Genomic DNA, 20,446 nt, shown 5'->3' with positions numbered 1-20,446 from the left:
CCARCCRWKACTGCCGCCGTTTGTGGCGTAGCCGCAGATGGTTCCACTCGGCACGTCTCCTCCATTAGAACGCCACACACCGGATTGGCAAGATAGTGTGACCCCTGAGCCGTCGGCGCTTTTGGCGAGTAGTTTGCTATCCCCACAGGCGGTGCCAGCAGTCGCGACACCACCAATCGAGATGTACTCATTGGTGGAAATGCGGCCTGTGGCTGTCATGTTGCCGAAGGCGACTACCTGACCGCCGACCAATGTGCCGCCGGTGGCCAGGCCCTTGTTGTTGTAGATCCGCACCCAGTCCGCGTCGGACTGGTAGATGCCGCCTCCCCACTTTTCGCTGTACCAGCCTGTATCGCCTCGGGTTCTGAACCACCCCCCCGTGTACGTCTCTCCGGTCACGTTGGCGGTGGCGGCAGTTACCGTGCCTGTAGCAGTGACGTTTCGCGCGCTGACGTCGGCGCCAGTAGTGACGTTCCCCGTCGCGGTTATCGCTGCGGCGTTGTTGATGTTGTGCCCCCCGACGTTGAAGTCGGTGTTCATCGTGTTGAATTCCGGGTGGCCTGGCACAGCATTCCGATACAGGTAGTCGTTGGCCAGCTCGCCATCCATGAGGAACAGTGCGCTGGCGGTATGGCCTGCTCCCGGGTTGATCGAGTAGTTGCTCAGGGCCACTTGCCATCCGCCGCGGATACCCTGGATGACGTTGGGGCTGAGCGTCGAGATGAACCCGCCAGGTCCCCCAAGGTTCTCCGCGATGGTGCGGATCCCGGTCTCAGGGATCGTCTGGCCGCCAGTGGTCACGACGATTGCTTCCAGCTGGTTCGCATTCGGCTTTCTGGCCAGGCCGATGATCGTCTGGCCGAAGGCGTTGGTGTCGGTGAACCCGGCCGGCAGGTAGTTGGTGTTCTGCAGCATGGTCACGGTGACCTGGACAGGCGCGGTTGCAGTCGCGTTCGCGAGCACGACGGCGAAGTTGTCCTTCAGATACTTCGAGAATGCTTCCGCGAACGTCTGCTGCTTGTCGGCAGCGATGCGGTAGCTCTGCTGGTTGGACATGTTGACCATCCAGAGCATTGCCACAGTGACGAGTACGGCGAGGACGATGAGCCCCATCGCCGCGTCGACGCTGAGTAGGCCTGCCTGCCGGCGCTTATTGATCATTCCAGAGACTCCTCGAGGATTGCTGGGCAATGTCTTGCTCCAGCAGTTGGATGTCCCCCTGCCGGATTTTTTCGCGAATGGAAGGTGCATCTGCGCCAGTCAGTGATAGGCACTGGAGCTTCAGGCGTCTGGCACCCTTCGAATCGGTCTGGAGGGTTTGGTGGATGACGGCGACCAGGCCCTGGGAGAGGACCTGGAGCGCGTTCGAGAGCAAGGGCTGTGCAAGAACCGCGAGCCTTTCGATGCCCAGGGCCGCGTTGCCCGAGTGCCCGGTGCAGATGATGAAGTGCCCGTTGATCGAAGCCTGGATCACCAGCATCGCTGTTTTGGAGTCACGGACCTCGCCCACTAGGATGATCTCCGCCCGCGTGCGCAGCGCTCGGATGAGCGCTTCCTCATAGCCGCCTTGCTTGCGTGAGACTGGCACCTGCACGCAACGCCCAGGGCCGTGGACGCCATGCAGTAGGGGTTCGGGAGGGTCCTCGACGGTGAGGGCTACGCCGCCGTGAACCTCAAGCCGGGCCTTCACCAAGGATGCAGCGCTGGAGGTTTTGCCGGAACCCATCTCGCCGCAGAAAAAGACCAGGCCGCGAGTGAACTCGTCCAATAGGCTCTCGTGCAGCTGATCAGGAAGTCCCAGGTCGTCGAGCGGGAGAATCTTGACGGCCGACTTGTTCAGCACGAACAACGGTTTGGCGTTCACGTCCTGCAGCTGGGTGACGCGAAGGACCACGTCGTCTACCAGCAGGGAGAACTCAGGCTCCTGAGTGGCATTGTGGTGCTCCTGGCAGCGCTCCCGCAGCTGCTGGATCTCGACCTCCCATTCGGCTGGTGCCTGAACGCGACGGGGCTGCCCAGGCAGCCCCTTCACGTCCGAGAAGCCGTCGCCGAGGTACAGGTCGACGAACTGTGCTTCGGAGATGAATCCCACACGCTCCCCCTTAGTAGGTCGTCCAGGCGATGGTGTTGGAGTCGGAGGAGCAGCTGGTGGTAGCCGCGGCGCCCAGGATCTCACCGGCCGTAGAAGTCCCGCCGTTGATCGCCGTGCTGGTCTGCTTGTCCTTGGCGATTTTCGTCACCAGGGTGATGCAGGCGCTCTTCGGCACGTTCGTCTCGGTGAGCGTGAAGGTCATGCCATTGCTCACGTTGGTGACGGATCCGTTCCACTGGTTGGTCAGCGTCGAGCCCGAGACCCCCATCGAGCCAGTACCGTCGATGGCGATCAGGGAGGGCACGAGGTTGGTGCCGGAGGTGCCGTAGCCAGTCGAACCCTTAAGCTTCTTGGTATTGCCGATGATGGTGGTGATGTTGCTTTGCTCGATCGCGACGTCGGAGCCGGAGAGCATCTTGAAGCCCAGGTAGGCGATGAAGCCCAGGGCGATCGCGATCAGCATCAGCCACATGACGCCGTCGATGGAGAGGAAGCCGCGCTGCTTGTTGTGGCGAGAGATTGCCATTGGTTGTACCTCGTTATGGTTGATCAGTGTTGGATTGAATCCATGAGCCCCAAGGCCAACTGGAAGATGCCCACCACGACCAGGATCATGAGCAAGCCCATGAGGATGGCCGAGACGGTTACCAGGGCGCCGGAGATCGCCTCTACGCGCTTGAGCATCTGTTCCAACCAGCGGTTGGCGAACCGTTCCATCGACTTGGCAAAGCCCTTGCGGGTGGCAAGTACCTGGAGGAAGTGGATGGCCATTGCATCGGGGAACTGGTGGCCGGCAAGACGCAGCGCAGTGCCGAAGTCTTTGCCGGAGCTGACGCCGTAGTGGATCGCGTCGATGCGCTCGCGAAGCCAGGGGGCTGCGCTGCGCTTCAGGATGGTCAGTGCGTTGAGCTGGCTGATGCCGGCGCGGAGCATCACCGACATGTTGAGAAGGAAGATCGAGCCCTGCAGGACCTTGTAGATTGACCAGGGCGGTATCGACTCCAGTCGAATTCGAGCCTTCTGCAGGAACGCGCTGAACTTCACTTTCATGACTGGGCTGTTACTGCTGATCTGCAGCCCGCAGAAGTAGGGCAAGGTCGTGATCGACAGCACGACAAGCGTCAGGGTTACGATGACGATCGCCAAACCGTAGTGGGTGACCAGGTTGGACAGGGCATAGAGGACTGCCGGCACGCCGGTCCAGTTTTCAGGATCCTGACGCTGCGACATGGAAGGAACCATCCAGCCGGCGATCACATACATGAGCGCGCCCATCAAGCTCCAGGTGAGGGACGGAAGTGCAACGACCGACTTCACCAGGCTGGCGATGCGCTGCCTGGCTTCGATGATCCGCACGCAGTCGCGGAAGGCCTGGATGAGGTTGCCGGTTTCCTCCCCCGATTCGATCAGCGAGGACTCGTCGAATGGGATGTAGCTGCGACAGGCCTCCGCCACAGGCTTGCCGCCACGCACCAGCATTGCGACCTGGCCGCACACAATCGAGACGGGATGGAGCTCCTTCCCGTCGTTGCTGAAGGCTTTCTCGACGGTCTCCAGTGCTTCTTCAATCGGGATGCCGTCCTCGAGGACGCCCATCAGGCTCTCGTAGAACTGGATCCGCTCGTTCTTGCCGAACTGCTTGATGTAGAAGGTTTCCACCCAGCCATGCGCGGCCTCGCGTAAGCCTGCCCACAGATCAAGGAGCAGATCACGCATGCGTCAGCTCCACCAACTGGCGGTCGAAATCCAAGGGGCCGACGATGGTTTCGGCGTGCCGAGGATCAATGAGGCCACTTGCGATCTTCTGGGTGGCATGGGTGATTTTGGTGATACCGCCCATTTCCTTCACCCAATGACGGCGCGCCGCGCTGGCTCCCTTCTCGACGAAGGTCTTCATGAACAGCAAGTCGGACAACAGCACTTCGGCTACGACGGTTCGATCAACCACACCCAGGTGCTTGCAATGGGAACAGCCTTCGCCGTGCAGGTTGACCTGGTCGACGATGCCCAGCTGCTCCAGGCGCAGCCTCAGGTTATGATCGATCGTGTCAAGGTTATCGCGCAGAGGGATTCTGCAGGAGGGGCACAGAACCGGCAGGAGTGACTGGTTGATGATCCCCGTGGTGAGCGCCGGATCGGTGACCAGGTAGCTGGGAACGCCCATATCCATCAGTCGCTGGATCGATGCAACTGCGTTGTTAGTGTGCAGCGTCGACCACACCAGGTGGCCGGTCATACCACCGCTGTATGCGGCCTGCGCCGACTCCAGGTCACGCAGCTCACCAAACATCAGAATGTCCGGGTCCAGGCGGACGGTGTTCTTGATGCCGTCCTTCCAAGTCTCCCCGGCGCCCAGGGGGGATTGGTTCGCCTTCAGTGGATATTCGGGCGGATCCTCCAGAGTGAGGATGTGGCGCGTACCTTCGGTCTCATCATGGAGCAGGTTCAGGTTGACCTGCAGACTCTTCGACTTACCGGAACCGGTGGGACCGGTGATCAGGTTGATGCCATAGGGCAGGCTGCGAAGACGGGCGAACTGCTCAATCTGCGACGGCAAGAAGCCCAGCTCCTTGAGCGACTTCTTGGACTCGTCGTCGTAGAGCAAACGCATGATCATCAGCGGCCCCTCGACCAAGGGGCGAGTGGCGATCCGGGCGCCAAACAGGCCCAGCTGTTTCACGAACTCGCGGCTGACGCGCCCATCCTGCGGGATCTGCGGCTGGTAGTGGTCCTTGGAGACGTCGCACATGCTGTTGTAGAGCGCGGAGCACAGCTCACGCCCTACCTGGCTCTTCTCCTGCGCGGCCTCCCAGAGGAGCCCATGGATCCGGTATTTGATCTTGGTGATGTCATGGCCAACTACAACATGGATGTCGCTCGCAGCGCGGCGGTGGGCGTCCCCCAGCATCGCGAGTGCCTGCGCCTGGCGGTCAGTTTCCACCTGAGCGTTGAAGCCACCTTGAATGGAGGTCTGGTACAGCGCCTTGATGTCAGACAGTGTCGACTGGACGACTTCAAAGTCGTGATCCTGGCGCTCGAGCTGGTCCATGAAGGCCATGACGTAGTGATCGGTTCGATGCTGCTGGGAGACATGCAGCTTGCCATCGGCGGTCAGGGCCAGTACCTGGCGGAGCTCCTCCTTGACCTCGAAAACACCACCGGGGGCAGTCAATACGCTCACGGGTAAAGCTGTAGGAGGCGACGTTGGCGTGTCCACCTCGACCTGCTCGCCTTCCTGGCCGATGGGGGCAGAAGAAAGATCGGTCATCGCGGTGCTCCTTAGCGTTGAACCGGAAGAAGACCAGGCAGGGCCAGCACTGACGGTGGTGCCGCGGAGGTCTGCTGCAGCGATTGCAAAGCAGGCGTAGGTGCCCTGTCGGAGAAGCCGAGCGGGTAGCGTTTGCCTGCGCGCTCCAGGAACACGCTATCGAGTGTGATCTGACTGACGCGATATCCTCCGGGCAGCTCCTTGCCCACGCTGGCATCCAGCTCGTAGCCGCTGCTGAAAAGCAGGGTGGCCTGCAGGCGACGGCTGGAGCCGGTGATTGCGCGCACCACCGGGAGGTCCGGTTCACCGCTGGCACGGCTCGGCGCCGGCGCTGCAGACTGAGTTGGCTGCTGAATGAAAGCGCCGGGGAATCCGTTCGGTGCTTGCTGGGGACTGCTGGACGTATCCTCGCCATTGCTCTCGCGCTCAGCCTTCAACCGCTCCGCCTTGGCTTTAAAGAGGATGGTTTCGCTCTGCACCTTCCCGAGCTCACCCACGCTGATGCCGGAGAGAGATGCGTCCTCCGCCCAGGCATGGCTCAGGACAAAGCAGGCGGTTGCTGCCAGCCAGAATTGCTTATTTCGCATACAGGTCTCCTGATACCGACCACATCAGGTGGCCGGCCTGGTACTCGGACTTGATCTCGCGCAGCCGCAGCCCTTGAAGCGGGGCGCCGTTGAGTGAGTCGTAGGGAAGGACGCCGCTGACGTAGTTCAGGTCGAACTGCTTCCATTGGGGAGGCGGAGGGGGCGGCGGAGCGGGTTGTCCCGGGAGCGCGGGCTCCTGAGGCACCACGACAGGAACCTCCTTGAGCGTCGGCTCCTGGGAGAAGGCATGCAGCCAGGACGACAGGGCCGCCAGAGCGTCGATCGCTTCCGCGAGCGGCTCGTCACCAGCTGCTGGCAGGGCAAGATCGAACTTCAGCGTTGCGGAGTTTCCTTCGTCGAAGAATGCCGGTCGGTCGGAGAAGTGCCCAGCGCTGGCCGAAATGAGCTCCGCAGCGGTGCTGTTTCCACCGCGCTTGTAGGCAGCCAGGACTTGCGTGCCGTCGCATTGGGCGTTTGCGAAGGTCCAGCCATGGATGCTCGTGGGTAGCTGGTACATTACTCGGCTGCAACCTTCGACGAAGGCTGGGACAGAGGGCCGTTTCGCCCAAGGGTGTTCCAGCGCCTGCAGGGGCTGTTTGGTGCCTGTTTCTTGCTCCAGCCGGGCTTGCTCCTCGAGGCGCTTCCGTTCTGCCTCCAGGCGCGCTTCGCGCGCGATCTGCTCCTGGTGCGCACGCCACTGTGTCCACGCCACAAAGGCGCCGATGACGATCACCGCGATGACGATCAACTGAGCCAGCTCCGCTTTCGACAGCCCGAATACGAGCGGTCGGAGGCGATACTCGCGTTTGAGTTTGGACGGCTGAAGCAGCTCCTGGATGTCCAGGGGCTCACCGCCCATCTCGAATTCTGGCGGGAGGTACTCGTGCTCGAAGTTGATGCCACGGCTGCGCTGTTGTGCAACGCGCCGGCGCACTTCCGCGGCGGTGCCGATGAGATCGCAACCAGGGATGATCCCGCCGTCATGTACGGCTACGACCGCGTAGCGATCCTCATCAGTTTCAACCTGCCAAGCTGCGATCCAAGAGTTGCCGAGCTGACCGGCAAGGGTCGCGGCCAGGCTGTACATGCCCTTGGTCACGCCCTCGGTGCGCGATACGAAGCCTGCCTGGATGATGCGCGGGGTGCGCCGTATGGCGACGATGTCCAGGTCGTTGTCTTCCCCGAACTTGCGCGCTTCTTTCATGTAACCGGTGAGACTGCCCAGCGGGTGCCAGCGCAGGCCGGTCACGAAGTCCCTGCCACGGTACTGAAGGATCTGGACTCGCGAGCCCGTTACCTTGGGAGCGTCAATGCTCATCATCGCCCTTTCAGAAGGTCCAGCAGGTGCGCTGCTTGGAGCTGCACGATACCTGGGTGTGCTGCCCGTCATCGTTGGCAGCCAGGTTGGCGGCTGCCTGCAGGATGTTGGGGACGAACTGGATGCTGCCGTTGAGGTTGTCCGGCAGGACGATCGGAGTTACCAGGACGACCAGGGAGCTGTGAGTCGAGGTGCGGCTGCTGCCGCCTCCCAGGCCAAAGAAGCTCGGACTGCCTACCCCGGACTTGGAGGCGTTCTCGCTGTTCTCGTCGAATCCGGTCAGCACCAGAGTCTCGCCGCTGCGCAGTAGAACCTTGGGTGCTGCGTTCTTGGTGTCGTAGTCGGCGTTCTGCACCTTCGAGCCGTTACTTTCGAACTCCTGGAAGGTGGGTTTGCTGCTCATGCTGAGCGTGATCATCAGCAGCATGTTTTCGCGATCCAGGAGCTTGGGCAGCAACATCATGTTGAAGCCACTGGTGATCGTCGCAGGCGTCAAGGAAGTGCTGGAGCCCACCGATGCAGTAGTCGTAGTTGAGCTGGCAGCGACATAGCTCTTCACGTTGCCGATCTGGATGGGAGCGGGCTGCAGGTTGAGCGTGGTTACCGAGGGGGACCGCACTTCGGTAACGCGGCCTTGCTCGGACAGCGCCTGCAGGATTGCTTTGGTGCCGGCCCAGGGCGAGCTGGAGGTATCTAGGATGCTCCCGGTGGCAGAAATAGCGTCGCTGCTGATGCCAGACACGGTGTTGGACAGCGAGAAGCCCCACTTCCCGGAGACCGACTTGTACACGGCGTCCCAGTTCACGGCGTTCTGGTCCGTGTCGGTAAAGTTCACCTCGGCAACCTTCACATTGAACAGCACCTGGCGGGTGATGGTCCGGTTCGTATCTCGGAGGTAGGCCGCAACTCTGTTCAGGACCTCGGGCCTGTCGCTGACGGTCATCGCGCCTGTCGAGCGAGATAAGAACATGCGCCCTTCCGGTTGGACGCTGAGCATGGCCTGGACGTTCTTCTCGATGTCGGCCAGCAGTGAGGTCTTGATGATGGAGGTGGTGCTCTGGTTGCTTCCGGATTCGCCCGTAGCACCAGAGCTCGTCGACGTACCGCTGTCGCCCGAGCCGGAGCCAGTTGACGTCACCAGTCCAGACTTCACGGTGCTTTCGATGACCTGGTCATCACCAAAGGCCCAGACGTCGAATGTGCGGGTCTCGAAGTAGGTGATTCGAACGCCCTGCAGGTCTGGATCGTAGTTCCAGGACAGGCCAAGGCGAGAAGTTGCCTGGTTGAGCAGCCCGGACACAGGGCCGGAATATTTGATGCCCGCAATCAGGCCGGCGCTGGACAGCCCGATGTCGAAGCTACGCGCGCCGCTGGGGGCGGAGCCGATAACGTTGGCCGGCATCAGGCCGGCCAGGCTGTCTGGGCCAGCGGAGCTGATCGGCGCCGGCGCGCTGTTGTTGCTGCCCGACTGCTTGGAGGACGTCAGGATGCCGGGGTTGAGCGCATCAGGTGCCACCAGTACCGGCAGGCCGGTCTGCTGGGTGATGTACTGGGCCACTTCGGTGATCGACACGGCCGACACGGGCCGGTAGGCAATGTCGTGGTCCTTGCCGAAGGGAAGCCCGCGCTTGGTCACCAGCGGCTGGGTCGATACCCATGGCTTGTTGCTGAAGACGACGGTATCGCGAGCTTGCTCGGGCTGCAGGTTCTGCAGGTATTTGGTGTACTGCCCTGCGGATTTACCCTCGAGCTCAGCGCGAGCAACAGAATCGTTCACGCGCTGCAGCGAGCAGCTGCTCATGAAAAGGGCCAGCGGCAAGATGGCCCAGCGTACCCAGGGGCGTGCGGTCATTTCTTCTTCCTCTCGTCGACGTGCAACACACGCTGAGAGTCGCTGCCATCAACCACGAAGGAGCGCGGAGCGGTGTCGTATAACGGGAACAGTTGCTTGATCGCCTCTTCGAAGGAGCCTTCGAAACGAAGCGGGGCCTGGATCGGGTAGTCCAGGTCGTCCTGGCTCCAGATCAGCGTCCAATTGGCGTTCTTGGCCCAGGCCTCGACGCTCTGGCGCAAGGTTGATCCAGTTTCGGCCGCCCATACCTGGGGCAGCGGCCGTGGGATCGGCGCGGGGAACGTGACCGGCGCAGGTTGAGCGACAGCAGCTGCAGCAGGCACTGGAGATTTCAAACTCGCTGGTACAGGGAGCGTGCTGGCAGGCTTGGGGGCAGCGCTCGAGGTCGAGGCTGCAGTGATAGGGCCATCCTTGGCGGGTGCCACTGGGGGGAGCACTGCGGGTTTGGCTGCGGCCGCCGGAGCGGCAGCAGCTGAAGTGGTGATGGCGGGGCTGGAGGGCACCGCGGCAACTACGACAGCGCCGGTGGCAGAGTCCGGTGCCGGAGTGGCGGTCTTGGTACTGGCAGGTTGCTGGGCGTACATGGTAGTCGCCGGCCGCGGAGGCTCTGGCAACTGGTAGCCAGGGCGAAGCACGAAGCAAACCTGGCGGTTCACCTCGTCGACCTTGACCTGCCAAGCCGGACCGGCCAGCACCTGCAGAGTGTTGCGCAGGGTCATAGGCCCCAGCTTGTACTGTGCAGCTGGCAACGGCCGGGTGTAGAGGATATTGACGTGCCCGGAGCTGGCGGGACACAGCGCGTAGCCGGAGCGCTCAACGACGTACTGCATCGCATCCCGAACACTGGGGCTCATGTTCGAGGGAATGGTGACGTCGATGATCTGGGCCATCAGATCGCGCTGACCAGCGTCCGGTTGTGTCGTGACCAGGGTGTAGCGCCCATACCGGACGACGGGCTCCTTCTCTGGCACACCCCCACTGGGATAAAGGTCGGGCGATAGCATTTCCGGATTGCGGCTGCTATCGAATGCGGGCTTGGGCGTCTCGACCGGCTGGGTAGTGCAGCCGGTGAGAAGCGCGAGCAACGAGAGAGTGGTCAACTGCCTGGTCATGTACCGAAAGGCCCCCTTTGATGATGGGGGTCACGTTCGCAGGCGCAGTGCCAGTACGCAGTAGGAAATAGATAACGCGGCGTAGGGGTATTTATTCCGGGCCTATGCCGCGATGGTGGCTGCCAGTAGAGACTTCGCCAGCGCCTCCTGATCTGCCTCAGGCTCGATGAGCTCCATGCTGACCTGGCGTTTTGCCAACAGCATCTGCCACAGCTGCTGGTCGATGGTGTTTTCCACCAACGGGATCTTCACGATGACCATGCGCAACTGGCCGTTGCGATAGGCGCGGTCTTCGGCCTGGTCTTGCTGGCCAGGCGTCCAGGGCAGGCCGAGGAAAAACACGTAGTTCGCTGCGGTGAGGTTGTTGCCGGTGCCGGCGGCCGACGTCGTGCAGATGAACACGCGGCAGTCGGGGTCTTCCTGGAATTTGTCGATGGCCTTCTGGCGCTTCTTCAACGTATCGGTGCCGACCAAGGTGACGTTGCCGATGCCGGCCTGCTCGCAGAGCTCTTTGAGCATCACCACCGTTGGTTTGAACTCGCAGAAGAGGATTACCTTGTCAGCCGGATCCAGCTCGCTGACCAGGTCCATGGCCACGCGGACCTTGACCTGCTCCAGGTAGCGCCTGAGAGCTCCAAGGCGAGCGAAGATGGGCCTGTCCTCAAGGCGCAGCGTGTCGTACATGCGACGCTCGTCTGCAGCCAGCTCCACGGGTAGCAGCTGCCGCTGCTTGCCCTTCAGGTTGGGCAGGACGTCTTTGCGTCGGCGCAGCATCCAGTCGCCGAGCTCGGCGCGCAGGTTCTGGCGGAACTCAGGGTTGCCGGCGAAGCGTTCACAGAAGTCCTTGAGCGACAGCTGGCCAACAGAGTGCCCCGAGAGCCGGAGCAGAGTGTGGAGCTCGGTCTCGCGGTTGAGCACAGGCGTGCCGGTGAGCAGGTAGCGATTGGGCACCTTCGCAGCAATGTCGAATCCATGGCGTGTCCACTCGGCCGTGGGTTCCTTCAACCTGTGGGCTTCGTCGATGATCATGACGCTGAAGCGTTCGGCCTGCACCACGAAGTCGCCCAACCGCTCGTAGTTGATGACCATCCACTCTGCAGTCGGATCGTCGTGCTGCAGTGCAACCCGGGCTTCGGGGTAGACCGCATGAATCTCGCGCTCCCAGTTGATCAACAGGGACGACAGCGTGATCACCAGGATCGGCACGCCTGCAGCGCGGATCTGCGCCGCAATCACCGCCTGGCGTGTCTTGCCCAGCCCCATGTCGTCGGCCAGCAGCGCGCTGGTCCGCTGCAGAAGGTGAGCGATCCCCACAGGTTGGTGGTCCAGGAGTGAATAGCCGCGCAAGGCCTCCGTGATCGCGCTTTCGGTGTACTCGGTACGCTCGATCGGCGAGACAGCCGCCAGGTAGATATCGGTGGAGACGTCTTCGTCTCCAGCCGAGGTTGTGGGTTCCTGGGGAGGGCCACCGAGGCTGATCCCGGGCACGTCCTTCGCCGGCGCAACAGTGCCATCGCTCAGCAGCTCCTGGACGACATCGAGGATCTCGAACTGGTCCTCAGCTAGTCCGAGCTCCAGGATCACGTTGCTGCGCACTAGCTCTGCAGAAGCGTCGATGCGCCACGAGCTGGAGTGACCGAGGAAGACGCCATGCATGCGCCGCGCTACCGCAACGACGCCGGGGTGGTAGTCGCCCGAGAGCAGCACACCGCCGTCTGCCAGCGGGGCGATACGGAGCATCAGTCCCCAGGTGAACGCATCCCGGATGGGCGAGGCCTGGGCCTGCTCCAACTTCTGCTGGAAGCGCTGCCAGGTTTCGCTGTAGCGGTCCTCGGCGAGCTCCTGCAGGCGGTGGAACAGAAGGTCCAGTTCGTGGAAAAGCTTGTTCTTGGGTAGCCTCCAGTACCGGTGGTAGGGGTGGTCGCCTCGACGGATGAAGAATCCCCCGCGGGCAAGCAACACCTTGTTGGCACCTTCCAGGAACGGCAGCTGGAGGCCGAAGTCGTAGCCGTCGAACACGACCTTGCCGAGCAGCTCCGGGGAGCGATTCATCATCCGTGGCCGCTTCATGCTGCCTCCAGATGGGTGCTCACCCAGTGGGCAACCGCGCCGGCCAGCCGAGATTGCCAATGAGAGTCGGCAAATCTGGTCATGTGCTGGGTGTGGTCCGGCCAGTCCAAGTTGACCTGAACCGATCCAGCTTTGATCTGCTGCATCAGCCAGGCAAAGGCTCTGCCTTCGGCTGAGTCCTTCGGCACGGGGTCGTTGCCATACGAGCGCAGCTGTGCGCACTCCAGGTGGTGGACGGTCCGCGCGCCCTGGTGTTCATGACTCTTTCGATTGAGGACCAGTTCGGCGGATGCAAGTGAGCGCCCATCGCGACGCAGAGAAATCAACCTGCAATCACCGCAGTAGGCTGAGAAGTCATAGGAATCGATGCAGTGATCGAGGGATACGTGTTCGCTCCAGAGATCGGACGGAGAGAGCAGCTCAACCGCCTCGATACCGTTCGGGCATAGCACGGGGCCATCGACCAGCAAGGGCGTCCACCTGGCCGACTCGTCAGACGCTTTCAGTTCTGGCTTTTCAGCGTCGATTTCTTCGCGAATCTCGGCGAGTGCCTTGTGGAAGGCCGACACCTTGTTGGCGAGTTGCCGGTAGCTGCTGCGCTGGAAAAACGCCGATGCGTTGAGCTTGGCCTGTTGAATAACGTCGTACTGAGCATGGTTCGCGAAAGCTAGTCCCAACTGCCGGAAGACTTCGCCGAAGTCCTGCAGGGACGCCATGATTCTTGGCCAAGCCGGGTCATTCCAGCTGCTGGGGCATCCAGAAAGCAATCGATTCAGGTCCCAACGCTGCTGGTCTTTTGGGAGAGAGTAGTCGGGACGAACTTCCCAGGGAATGTGGTTGAACAACTGGAAGAAGACCGTCCAGTCACCATGAGTTTTCGGACGGCGATTTCCGAGGGAGGCGCCTGCGAGGAGGGCATGCCAGCCCGAGTTCTTGCCCTCGCGTAAAACGTGCGCAAGCGCGCCGCCTGCGATTGACGGCCGGCAAGAGCCGATGAAGCGAATCGACGAAGGTTGTACCTGGAAGTACCACGCCAGAAAGTCCGTCAGCGATAACCCTGCGTCGACGGTATGTCCCAGCATCTGATCGAAGGCGACAGGAGCGAGATATTCCTTGTGCAAGTCGGTGAGCTCGTAGGGGGCCAGGTCGAGCCAAGGTACTTGCAAAAAGGTGCCGGTAGCGGAGCACGGCCAAGAGATTTGGTCGGGAAGCACAAGCAGCGGCAGCAAAATCGGTTGGGCCTTGAGCGCCTGCTGGCGTCGCTCTTTGCAACCGGAGGCCAACCAGTTGTAGAGGGCTGGAGAAGGACAGCGCACGGAGCGAATGGCAAACAGGATTTCAGGGTCGAGCTGGCTACAGAATCCCTTGAGGACTGCCCCTATCTGTTTCAGATAAAACCGGGTTCGTGGCCCAAAGTACCGGTGGTGGCTTCCTCGTTGCGCAGGGCTCGGAACGTTACGGGCGAACTTCCCGAGGTCGTCCGTCGCCATGCTGCCGGCGAGCTGATGAGCTTTTTTACAGTAGGACGTGAGGAAGGCTGTGTCGGCAAACACTCCGCCGGCCTGGTGCCATCTCAGTTCAGATTCCAGCCGGCTGATGAGTGCGATGGCGCCGTTGCGTGTGGGTTTCCTCAGAGAAACACGATCACGTGTGGAAATCGTCAGTGCCCTGATGATTTGGCCGTCATACCACTGAAGGGTATTGCCAAAACGCGCTATGCCAAATGGAGTTTGGTCCGGGCCATGCGTGCCATTGACGAACCAGGCTCGAGCAGTGGAGGTTCGCTGCAGATAGGTCCGGATGAAGTCAGTGCGCTGCCGACCTGCCAGGCCGAAATGCGTTGCCCAGGTAGTGGCTACTGCGCGCTGCCTCTCTGTGAAGCGACGAAGGATGGGGTCGACCGGGGTATCTATGACCGCTGACATGTGCATGCTCCTCGAGGAGCATGCAGGCTGTCAGGTGGGTTCTGGCGGGGACAGGGGAAATAGAGACCTGGAGAAGGCGGAATTCGCGGGTACGGCTGTTCCCCAGCACCTACATTCCACGCGGATTGTTCATATCAGGTTTGCCCTTGACCGAGGGATAAGCCACCTTGCATCCGGAAGACCTGTATCCCGTGCAGCCCCAGAAATCGTATTGCCCAGGTTTCTGCTTGTGGACGAGTGGTTCCCCGCATTTGCCGCACTTGTACTCGCTGCTGGTAGGCCGTGAATCCGGTGCGGTAGCGCTTCGTTGCATGGTGGCGGACGGTTGCGTCTGCAGCTTCTGGAGTTCCGCCCCGAGGTGCTCATAGAACCGGGCCACGACGGAGCTGTACGTCTCTTGGCCCTGGGCGATCTTGTCCAGGTCCTTCTCCATGCTGCTGGTGAACTCCAGCTGCAGGAAGGTGAAGTTGCCTTCCAGCTTGGCGATAGTTTTCTCCCCCAGCGGACCTGGGACCAACTTGCGCTTTTCCTCGACGACCAGGCCCTTGCCAGTGATGTTCTTGACGATTGCGGCGAAGGTACTTGGGCGGCCAATCCCCAATCGCTCCAACTCCTTGACAAGGCTGGCCTTGGTGAAGCGCGGCGGCGCCTTCGTCTTCTGGCTGAGCACTTCGCCCTGGTGAACCGGGAGGATCTGCCTTGGCTGCAGTTTCGGGACCGGATTCTTCGCAGGCTCGGCCCTGTCTTCTTCAGCGTCATCGCCCTTGAGCAGCTTCTTCCAGCCGAGGTAGGAAATGGTGCTACCAGTTGCGGCGAATCGCAGTGGGCGACTATCCGGCCCCTTGGCCAAGAGCTTTACGGTGCGCACGTCGTAGATTGCGTCCGTAAGCTGACTGGCCAGCGCGCGAATTCGGATGATTTTGTAGAGCGACTGCTCATCGGGCGTCTCGCCCGCTGTCTCGTCAGCCCAACTGGTCGGCGCGATGGCTGGGTGGCCTTGCTGGGCCGCATCGCCGGCTTGGAATACCCGGCGCTCCTCGACTGCCTCCAGCCCCATCTGGCGTGCAACAGCCTTCAGATGCGCCATCGCATCGTCATCCAGGTTGGGGTTATCAGTACGGTGATAGCTGATGACGCCCTGCTCGTAGAGCTTTTGGGCAATCATCATGGTCTTGTCCGGATCCCACCCCAAGGCCACGCTGGCTGCCTGCTGCATCGTCGATGAGATGAAGGGCGCGGGTGGCCCGCGGCGTTTCTTGCTGTCGGTACAGGACTCGACGATTACGGCGCGCGTCCCAGCGACCTGGCTGGCCAGTGTGCCGTCCTGGACGTAAGGGTGCTCCTCAGTCGCAAAGTCAGGAACGGTCACCCACTCTGCCTTCCACTTCTGCTCCGTTGCCTCATCCAGAAAGGTCAGGTCCACGCCGAAGTGGTGAACGACCTTGAAGTTGCGAATCTCGCGTTCACGCAGGAGCACGATGTAGACGGCGACAGATTGAACGCGTCCTGCAGACGTGGGTTCACCGAGAGTGCGTCGAAGCTCCTGCGTTACGAGGTAGCCCACCAGACGGTCCAGAACGCGCCGGCATTCCTGGGACGCTACCAGGGGAAGATCGATCTTTCGCGGGCTCGCCAGGGCCTCTCGTACGGCGGACTGGGTGATCTGGTTGAAGGTGATGCGCTGATAGTCACGAATCCCCAGCGTTTGCTGGATGTGCCAGGCGATGGACTCACCCTCACGATCCGGGTCAGTGGCGATGTAGATTTCAGTGGCTCTCTTCAGAGCATCGCGCATGCTTTTCACGTTGCGCTGGCTCTTGGGCAGCACCTCGTACACGGGGCGCAGGTTCTTGAGCACGCCGGTGGTGATCATGGTGCTGTCCTGGCCCTTCTCCGGCAGGTCGCGGATGTGGCCGCCGCTGGCGACTACCATCCAGTCCTCGCCAGGGCGCAGCTTCTTCATCATGGGACCGAGCTTCTTCAGCTTGCCCGGTGCCTCGATGATCATGAGTTTCATGGGGTGCCCCTATCCGTTGATCCAGGCCGCACTGTTGCTGCCGGCCTGGTCTGGTTCAACGCGAAATGGGCATTAGAGGCGGGATGAATTCGGCGGGAGGGTCGTTGTGGACTAGAGGTCCAGCGTCAGCTGCTGGGCCTGCCGGTACCCTTTCAGCCAGCTGGCCAACATGGCGGGGTGCTTGTAGGGGCAGGCATGCACGGGAAGCCCTTTCTGCGCAGCTTCTGCACCAGCGGCTGCAATGGTCAGGTGAGGATTGTTGAAGTGCCTCCTGTCGACCTTTTGCTCTGGTGTGGACTGACCTGACACAGTGGACCTCCCGCGAATGAGGTTGGCGCTGTAGGGCTCTTTACTAGTTGGAAGCCTTGTTGACTGTCACGACGAGATGATAGCGGCAGTTGACCGCTTGGATATCCTGCTTGTCCTCCCGGGCCCACCTTAAATCGCAGCCGAAGTCGATGCTCTGCTCATTGCCGAGGAGTGCCTGCTTGGGCTGTGTGGACTCCACGTCGAGCAGGCTGGTCTGCGGAGCTCCGGTTGCGGTCACACCGGCTGCCGGGTTTACAAAACCCAAGACTTCGACGCCATGTAGCCGGTAACTGAGTTGAACGCGGTCCTCAGACATGACGACAGGGGTGATGTTCAGGTCGTAGCCGTGGACGTAAGTGGCTGGAGTTAGGCGCAGCTGCTCGCCATCGGGCGTCACCTTCGACACATAGGAGCTTGTGACCTGAGCCTGCGCTTCTAGGGGGTGGCCATCCTCGACGTTGTCGGCGAATGACATAACCAGGTAGTGGTCCCGGTAGAGAGCTCCCGATACCGAGAGCATGTATTTCAGAGCCTTCGTGCTCTTTGCAGCCGTAGCATTAGTGTCTGCTTTGTCCGACTTCTCCGAGGCCCAACAGGGCGAGTGAGCAAGGAGGATGAGTGCAAAGCAGATGGCGGTCTGGAGCTGTTTCATGGTGTATCACCGAGTTATGAGGGGCGACGTGCGATGCCTCGCATCCAGCGGTTTCACGATGAGGCGCGTTGATGCTGGGCATGGCTCGGCAAAGCTCTTTCAGATGCAAGACTCGGCCTGTCCAGGGCAGAAAACACCCGGAAATGCGCATTGTGAGGAAGTGGATTTCCCCACTCCGCAGGATCGTTCCACAAGAGACCTGGGCAGGCGCTGCGTGCAGCGCCCCCTTTCGGCCCAGCTGTTTCGGGCTGAAGCACCGAGGCTGCCATTGGCACCAACACTGCCACTGTGCTCCTGGTTGAGTGGTTCCAGTGGAGCCAGTTGTTCAACCGCCCGCCATGAGATCAAGGCTTGGCTGAGTGTTGCGGGCCGCAACACCACCACGTCAAGCAAGGGCGAAGTGTTACGGGAAACAGTTGTGGAGTGGATATGAGGTGAAACGCCACGACTCAGCTGCTCTTGGCGAGGGAGCTACACGAAGGGACGCGATTTAGCGTGGGTCAGCCTGAGAGGGAATCTGACGCAGTTGGCCCAGGAACTCGGTGTTCGAGAGCTTACCGTCTACACGGTCCTGAAGTATGGGGAGGAGTAGCGCCTGCTGTTCTTTGCTCAGCTTGCGGTAGAGCTCGACGAGCTCGAGCTCCGAGGGGGTGATGGGCTTGTTCAACAATTGGGCCATGGCGGTTGCTGCAAAAGATTGGACTGAAGACAGGAATGACGGAGCAAAGTTCTTGCCACCTGCAGCTTCGCGAAGGGCGGCCTCACAAAATGGCTCGCCAGAAGAGGGCTGATTGGGTGGTGCAGAAGCCTCGCGATGGGACGTCCTTGTCCCCGGAAGCCTCGCGAAGGGGCGCGCTGAATTAAGGAGGGGGTTACAGGGGAATGTCGTCGTCAAATCCGTCGTAGTCGCGCATGTCCTGGGTAGGGTGCTGCGGCGCCGGCGGCTGACGATCAGTCTGAGGATTCTGCTGTTGCTGTTGGCCGGCCCCGGAGGCCAGGAGCGATACCTGGGCAACCCGATGGGGGAGGATCGCAACTCGGCTCGCCTCGACCTTCAGTGCCTGGACCTCCTCGCCAGTCTGTTTGTCCTTCCAGCTGTCCATGATGGCGCGTCCCTGGACCATGACCCGCATGCCTTTCTGGAACACAGAGGCGAAGCGCTCGGCATCCTGGTGCCACCACTCGACGTTGCACCAGAACCCTCCACGGTCCTTATAGCCACCTTGGCCGTCCGGGATCGAGTTGTCGAACATGATGTTGAGACGCAGAAGTTGCCGCGGGCCATTGTTGCCGTTGGGGAAGCTCTTGTACTCGGGCAGGGAGCCGATGTTGCCTTCCCATACTACGGGTGTACTCATGGTGGATCTCCGGTCAGTTGTGTTGCGATGGGTTCGTGTTCTGCTGCAGGCGAACCAGGTACTCGGCCTCGGCCTGGCCCATCTTCTCCGCGCACTCGGCGGCCTGTTTGGCGATGGAGTGGATGAGGCTCATCTGCATGTTGAGGATGATTCGTTGCTGCTCGAGCGCGAGCAGGTCCTGCAGCAGGTGGGATGGAGTCTTGGGCTGCCGCAGCATTTCCGCCCAGATGCCCACCCCCATCTTTCGGGACTGGATGTGCTGCCAGCGAAGGAAGGTGGTGCCGGCCTGGGTGTTCTGCTCTATCAGGCGGACGGGCAGCAAGCTGAAAGGATGACGGCGGACCTGGGCCAGCACTTCCTGGGCGAGCTCCTTCAGACCGACCTCCAGCGCCTGGCATTGCTCAGCTAACTGGGTCATCTCCCCCTTACCTTTAAAGGGTCTTAAAAGGCCTTTTAGTGAGGCACTCTGTTGCAGCCCCTGATAGGCAGTCTGTTGCAGTGGTCGGAAGAGAGTCTGTTGCAGCTCATGCTCCGGACGGCTGTGCGGCAGCATGGTGATCAGTCCTCGCCGAGATCTTCGTGGTCATCGGAGAAGGGCTCGCGTGGTTGTGGTTGACCGCGAGTGATCGGTGGGGCGAAGGAAGAACGTCGGGTGCCCTCCAGGATGTCCTGGGGAATCTCGCCATGACGCTCGTACATTTTCCGCGCCTGCTCGGCCTTGGCGTTGTTGGCGGCAAAGTCGTCGCGGCATGCACCGGAAAAGCGATAGAGCTGGGCCAGGCCGAAGAGGCTACGAAGAACGCGGGCGCCTTCGTCGATCCACAGCTCCATGTCGCGCCGGCCGATGAGACCAACGTGCTGAGCCAGGAGGATGCGTCGAACGATCTCGTCGTAGGAGGTCAGCAGGTAGACCGCCTTGAAGCCCAATGGGTTGGAGATGAAGAGAGGCAGCTTGACGGGCTGGATCGAGAGGTTATTGCCGATGGTGATCATCGAAGGCAACTGGGCCATGACATCGTCCAGGCGCTTGTCGATGACCTTCAAGGCTTCGTCCGACTCGTTGATCTTCTCCTCGAGCCGGATCATCCACCAGTCGGAGTAGGGATCGTCCTGAGAGGCACCACGCGACATCTGATTCATCTTCGAGCAGAAGCCTGCCAGTCCGAGGATGCTGGGCTTGCCTTCAGTCTGAGGGCGGCCCATCCAGATTCGCGCTGCGTGGTGCGTGTGGAGGGTGAGCTCAACAGCACTCCGCAAGGAGCCAATGTTGAGCTGGTAGTTGTCAGCCATGGGCACGGTTTCCTTATTAAGGTTGAGGAACGTGCCCATGCTGCTAATCAGCGGGAGCTGCCGCAGCAGGAAATGCTCAGTCCGCCAAACTCGATTTTGTTGTTGCCATTACTACCCCTGCCAAAACGTCCCTAATGGCGCCCAGATCCAAGCCAGCAACACACCGCCGGCGAGTAGAACAAGCCATGTTTTCCAACTGCGAAGGTAAGGCCAGAGTGCGAGCAGCGCGAATAGTGCCAGGTCGATGAGAAGTTGCCTTTGTTGCATGGGAAGCTCCGGTTGATTGATAGAGCTTCCAGTGTTCAAGGTGGGCAGCGCTGGTGGTGGCTTTTTACAACCACATTCCGACCGAAAAACGGAGCTGTTTCGACTCATCTCTATGTGGCTCCGTCCAGGTCGACCTCGGCGCCAAGGTCCAGTTCCTGCCTGAGTGTTTCGGCCCGAAACACCCAACTCGCTGTCGGCGCCGGCGGTCAGGTCCTGGTCCCGTGTTGCCAGTGGCAACACCTAGCTCGCCGTCGGCACCGAGGACCTGGTCCTGGTCGAGTGGTGTGGGCCGCAACACCCAACTCGCCCACGGCGCCGATGGCCGGGTC

At 61.2% G+C, this 20,446-nt stretch carries 17 protein-coding genes; all 17 read right to left on the bottom strand.

Going from position 1 to position 20,446, the window contains the following annotated elements; translation table 11 throughout:
* Positions 1 to 1,161, bottom strand: a 1,161-nt coding sequence (gene pilV / locus A9513_RS14490) for a shufflon system plasmid conjugative transfer pilus tip adhesin PilV (RefSeq protein ID WP_065085040.1), incomplete at its 3' end; no start/stop codon positions are given.
* On the bottom strand, positions 1,151 to 2,092 hold the full coding sequence (locus tag A9513_RS14485) for an ATPase, T2SS/T4P/T4SS family (RefSeq protein WP_043273964.1): 942 nt from the start codon (positions 2,090 to 2,092) through the stop codon (positions 1,151 to 1,153). The genes A9513_RS14485 and pilV, both read right to left, overlap by 11 nt.
* A gap of 10 nt (positions 2,093 to 2,102) precedes the next feature.
* Positions 2,103 to 2,618 (bottom strand): type 4 pilus major pilin, encoded by a 516-nt coding sequence (locus tag A9513_RS14480; protein ID WP_043273966.1) that lies wholly within the window; start codon positions 2,616 to 2,618, stop codon positions 2,103 to 2,105.
* Between the two features lie 23 nt (positions 2,619 to 2,641).
* Positions 2,642 to 3,808 (bottom strand): type II secretion system F family protein, encoded by a 1,167-nt coding sequence (locus A9513_RS14475; protein WP_043273968.1) that lies wholly within the window; start codon positions 3,806 to 3,808, stop codon positions 2,642 to 2,644.
* Positions 3,801 to 5,360, bottom strand: coding sequence for a GspE/PulE family protein (locus A9513_RS14470; protein WP_043273970.1), 1,560 nt, complete (start codon positions 5,358 to 5,360; stop codon positions 3,801 to 3,803). Before A9513_RS14470 ends, A9513_RS14475 begins: the two co-directional genes overlap by 8 nt.
* A gap of 11 nt (positions 5,361 to 5,371) precedes the next feature.
* On the bottom strand, positions 5,372 to 5,947 hold the full coding sequence (gene pilP, locus A9513_RS14465) for a type IV pilus biogenesis protein PilP (protein ID WP_043273971.1): 576 nt from the start codon (positions 5,945 to 5,947) through the stop codon (positions 5,372 to 5,374).
* Positions 5,937 to 7,268 (bottom strand): type 4b pilus protein PilO2, encoded by a 1,332-nt coding sequence (gene pilO2 / locus A9513_RS14460; RefSeq protein ID WP_316863976.1) that lies wholly within the window; start codon positions 7,266 to 7,268, stop codon positions 5,937 to 5,939. Before pilO2 ends, pilP begins: the two co-directional genes overlap by 11 nt.
* Positions 7,269 to 7,275: 7 nt before the next feature.
* Positions 7,276 to 9,117, bottom strand: coding sequence for a PilN family type IVB pilus formation outer membrane protein (locus A9513_RS14455; RefSeq protein WP_043273972.1), 1,842 nt, complete (start codon positions 9,115 to 9,117; stop codon positions 7,276 to 7,278).
* On the bottom strand, positions 9,114 to 10,229 hold the full coding sequence (locus A9513_RS14450; RefSeq protein WP_043273973.1) for a TcpQ domain-containing protein: 1,116 nt from the start codon (positions 10,227 to 10,229) through the stop codon (positions 9,114 to 9,116). The genes A9513_RS14455 and A9513_RS14450 overlap by 4 nt, the downstream gene beginning before the upstream one ends.
* 102 nt (positions 10,230 to 10,331) lie before the next feature.
* Positions 10,332 to 12,299, bottom strand: coding sequence for a DEAD/DEAH box helicase (locus tag A9513_RS14445; RefSeq protein ID WP_043273974.1), 1,968 nt, complete (start codon positions 12,297 to 12,299; stop codon positions 10,332 to 10,334).
* Positions 12,296 to 14,224: a hypothetical protein gene (locus A9513_RS14440; RefSeq protein ID WP_051879436.1), complete on the bottom strand. Its 1,929-nt coding sequence runs from the start codon at positions 14,222 to 14,224 to the stop codon at positions 12,296 to 12,298. The genes A9513_RS14445 and A9513_RS14440 overlap by 4 nt, the downstream gene beginning before the upstream one ends.
* A gap of 109 nt (positions 14,225 to 14,333) precedes the next feature.
* Entirely contained in the window at positions 14,334 to 16,241 is a 1,908-nt protein-coding gene (topA, locus tag A9513_RS14435; protein WP_043273977.1) for a type I DNA topoisomerase, read from the bottom strand.
* 111 nt (positions 16,242 to 16,352) lie between these two features.
* Positions 16,353 to 16,550, bottom strand: a complete 198-nt coding sequence (locus A9513_RS14430) for a CrpP family ICE-associated protein (RefSeq protein ID WP_043273979.1) — start codon at positions 16,548 to 16,550, stop codon at positions 16,353 to 16,355.
* Positions 16,551 to 16,593: 43 nt separating this feature from the next.
* A complete protein-coding gene (locus A9513_RS14425; RefSeq protein ID WP_043273981.1) occupies positions 16,594 to 17,202 on the bottom strand; it encodes a hypothetical protein in 609 nt (202 codons plus the stop codon).
* 872 nt (positions 17,203 to 18,074) lie between these two features.
* Complete coding sequence (locus A9513_RS14415; RefSeq protein ID WP_043273983.1) at positions 18,075 to 18,560, bottom strand: single-stranded DNA-binding protein; 486 nt, start codon at positions 18,558 to 18,560, stop codon at positions 18,075 to 18,077.
* Between the two features lie 13 nt (positions 18,561 to 18,573).
* A complete protein-coding gene (locus tag A9513_RS14410) occupies positions 18,574 to 19,113 on the bottom strand; it encodes a DUF3158 family protein (protein ID WP_043273984.1) in 540 nt (179 codons plus the stop codon).
* 5 nt (positions 19,114 to 19,118) lie between these two features.
* Positions 19,119 to 19,850, bottom strand: coding sequence for a PFL_4669 family integrating conjugative element protein (locus A9513_RS14405; RefSeq protein WP_043273985.1), 732 nt, complete (start codon positions 19,848 to 19,850; stop codon positions 19,119 to 19,121).
* Positions 19,851 to 20,446 lie beyond the last annotated feature (596 nt).

The organism is Pseudomonas sp. AU12215 (genome assembly GCF_001675465.2).
GTDB classification, from domain to species: domain Bacteria; phylum Pseudomonadota; class Gammaproteobacteria; order Pseudomonadales; family Pseudomonadaceae; genus Pseudomonas; species Pseudomonas nitroreducens.
The sequence above is the reverse complement of the archived record's forward strand: the minus strand, read 5'-3'. Positions and strand labels throughout refer to the sequence as shown.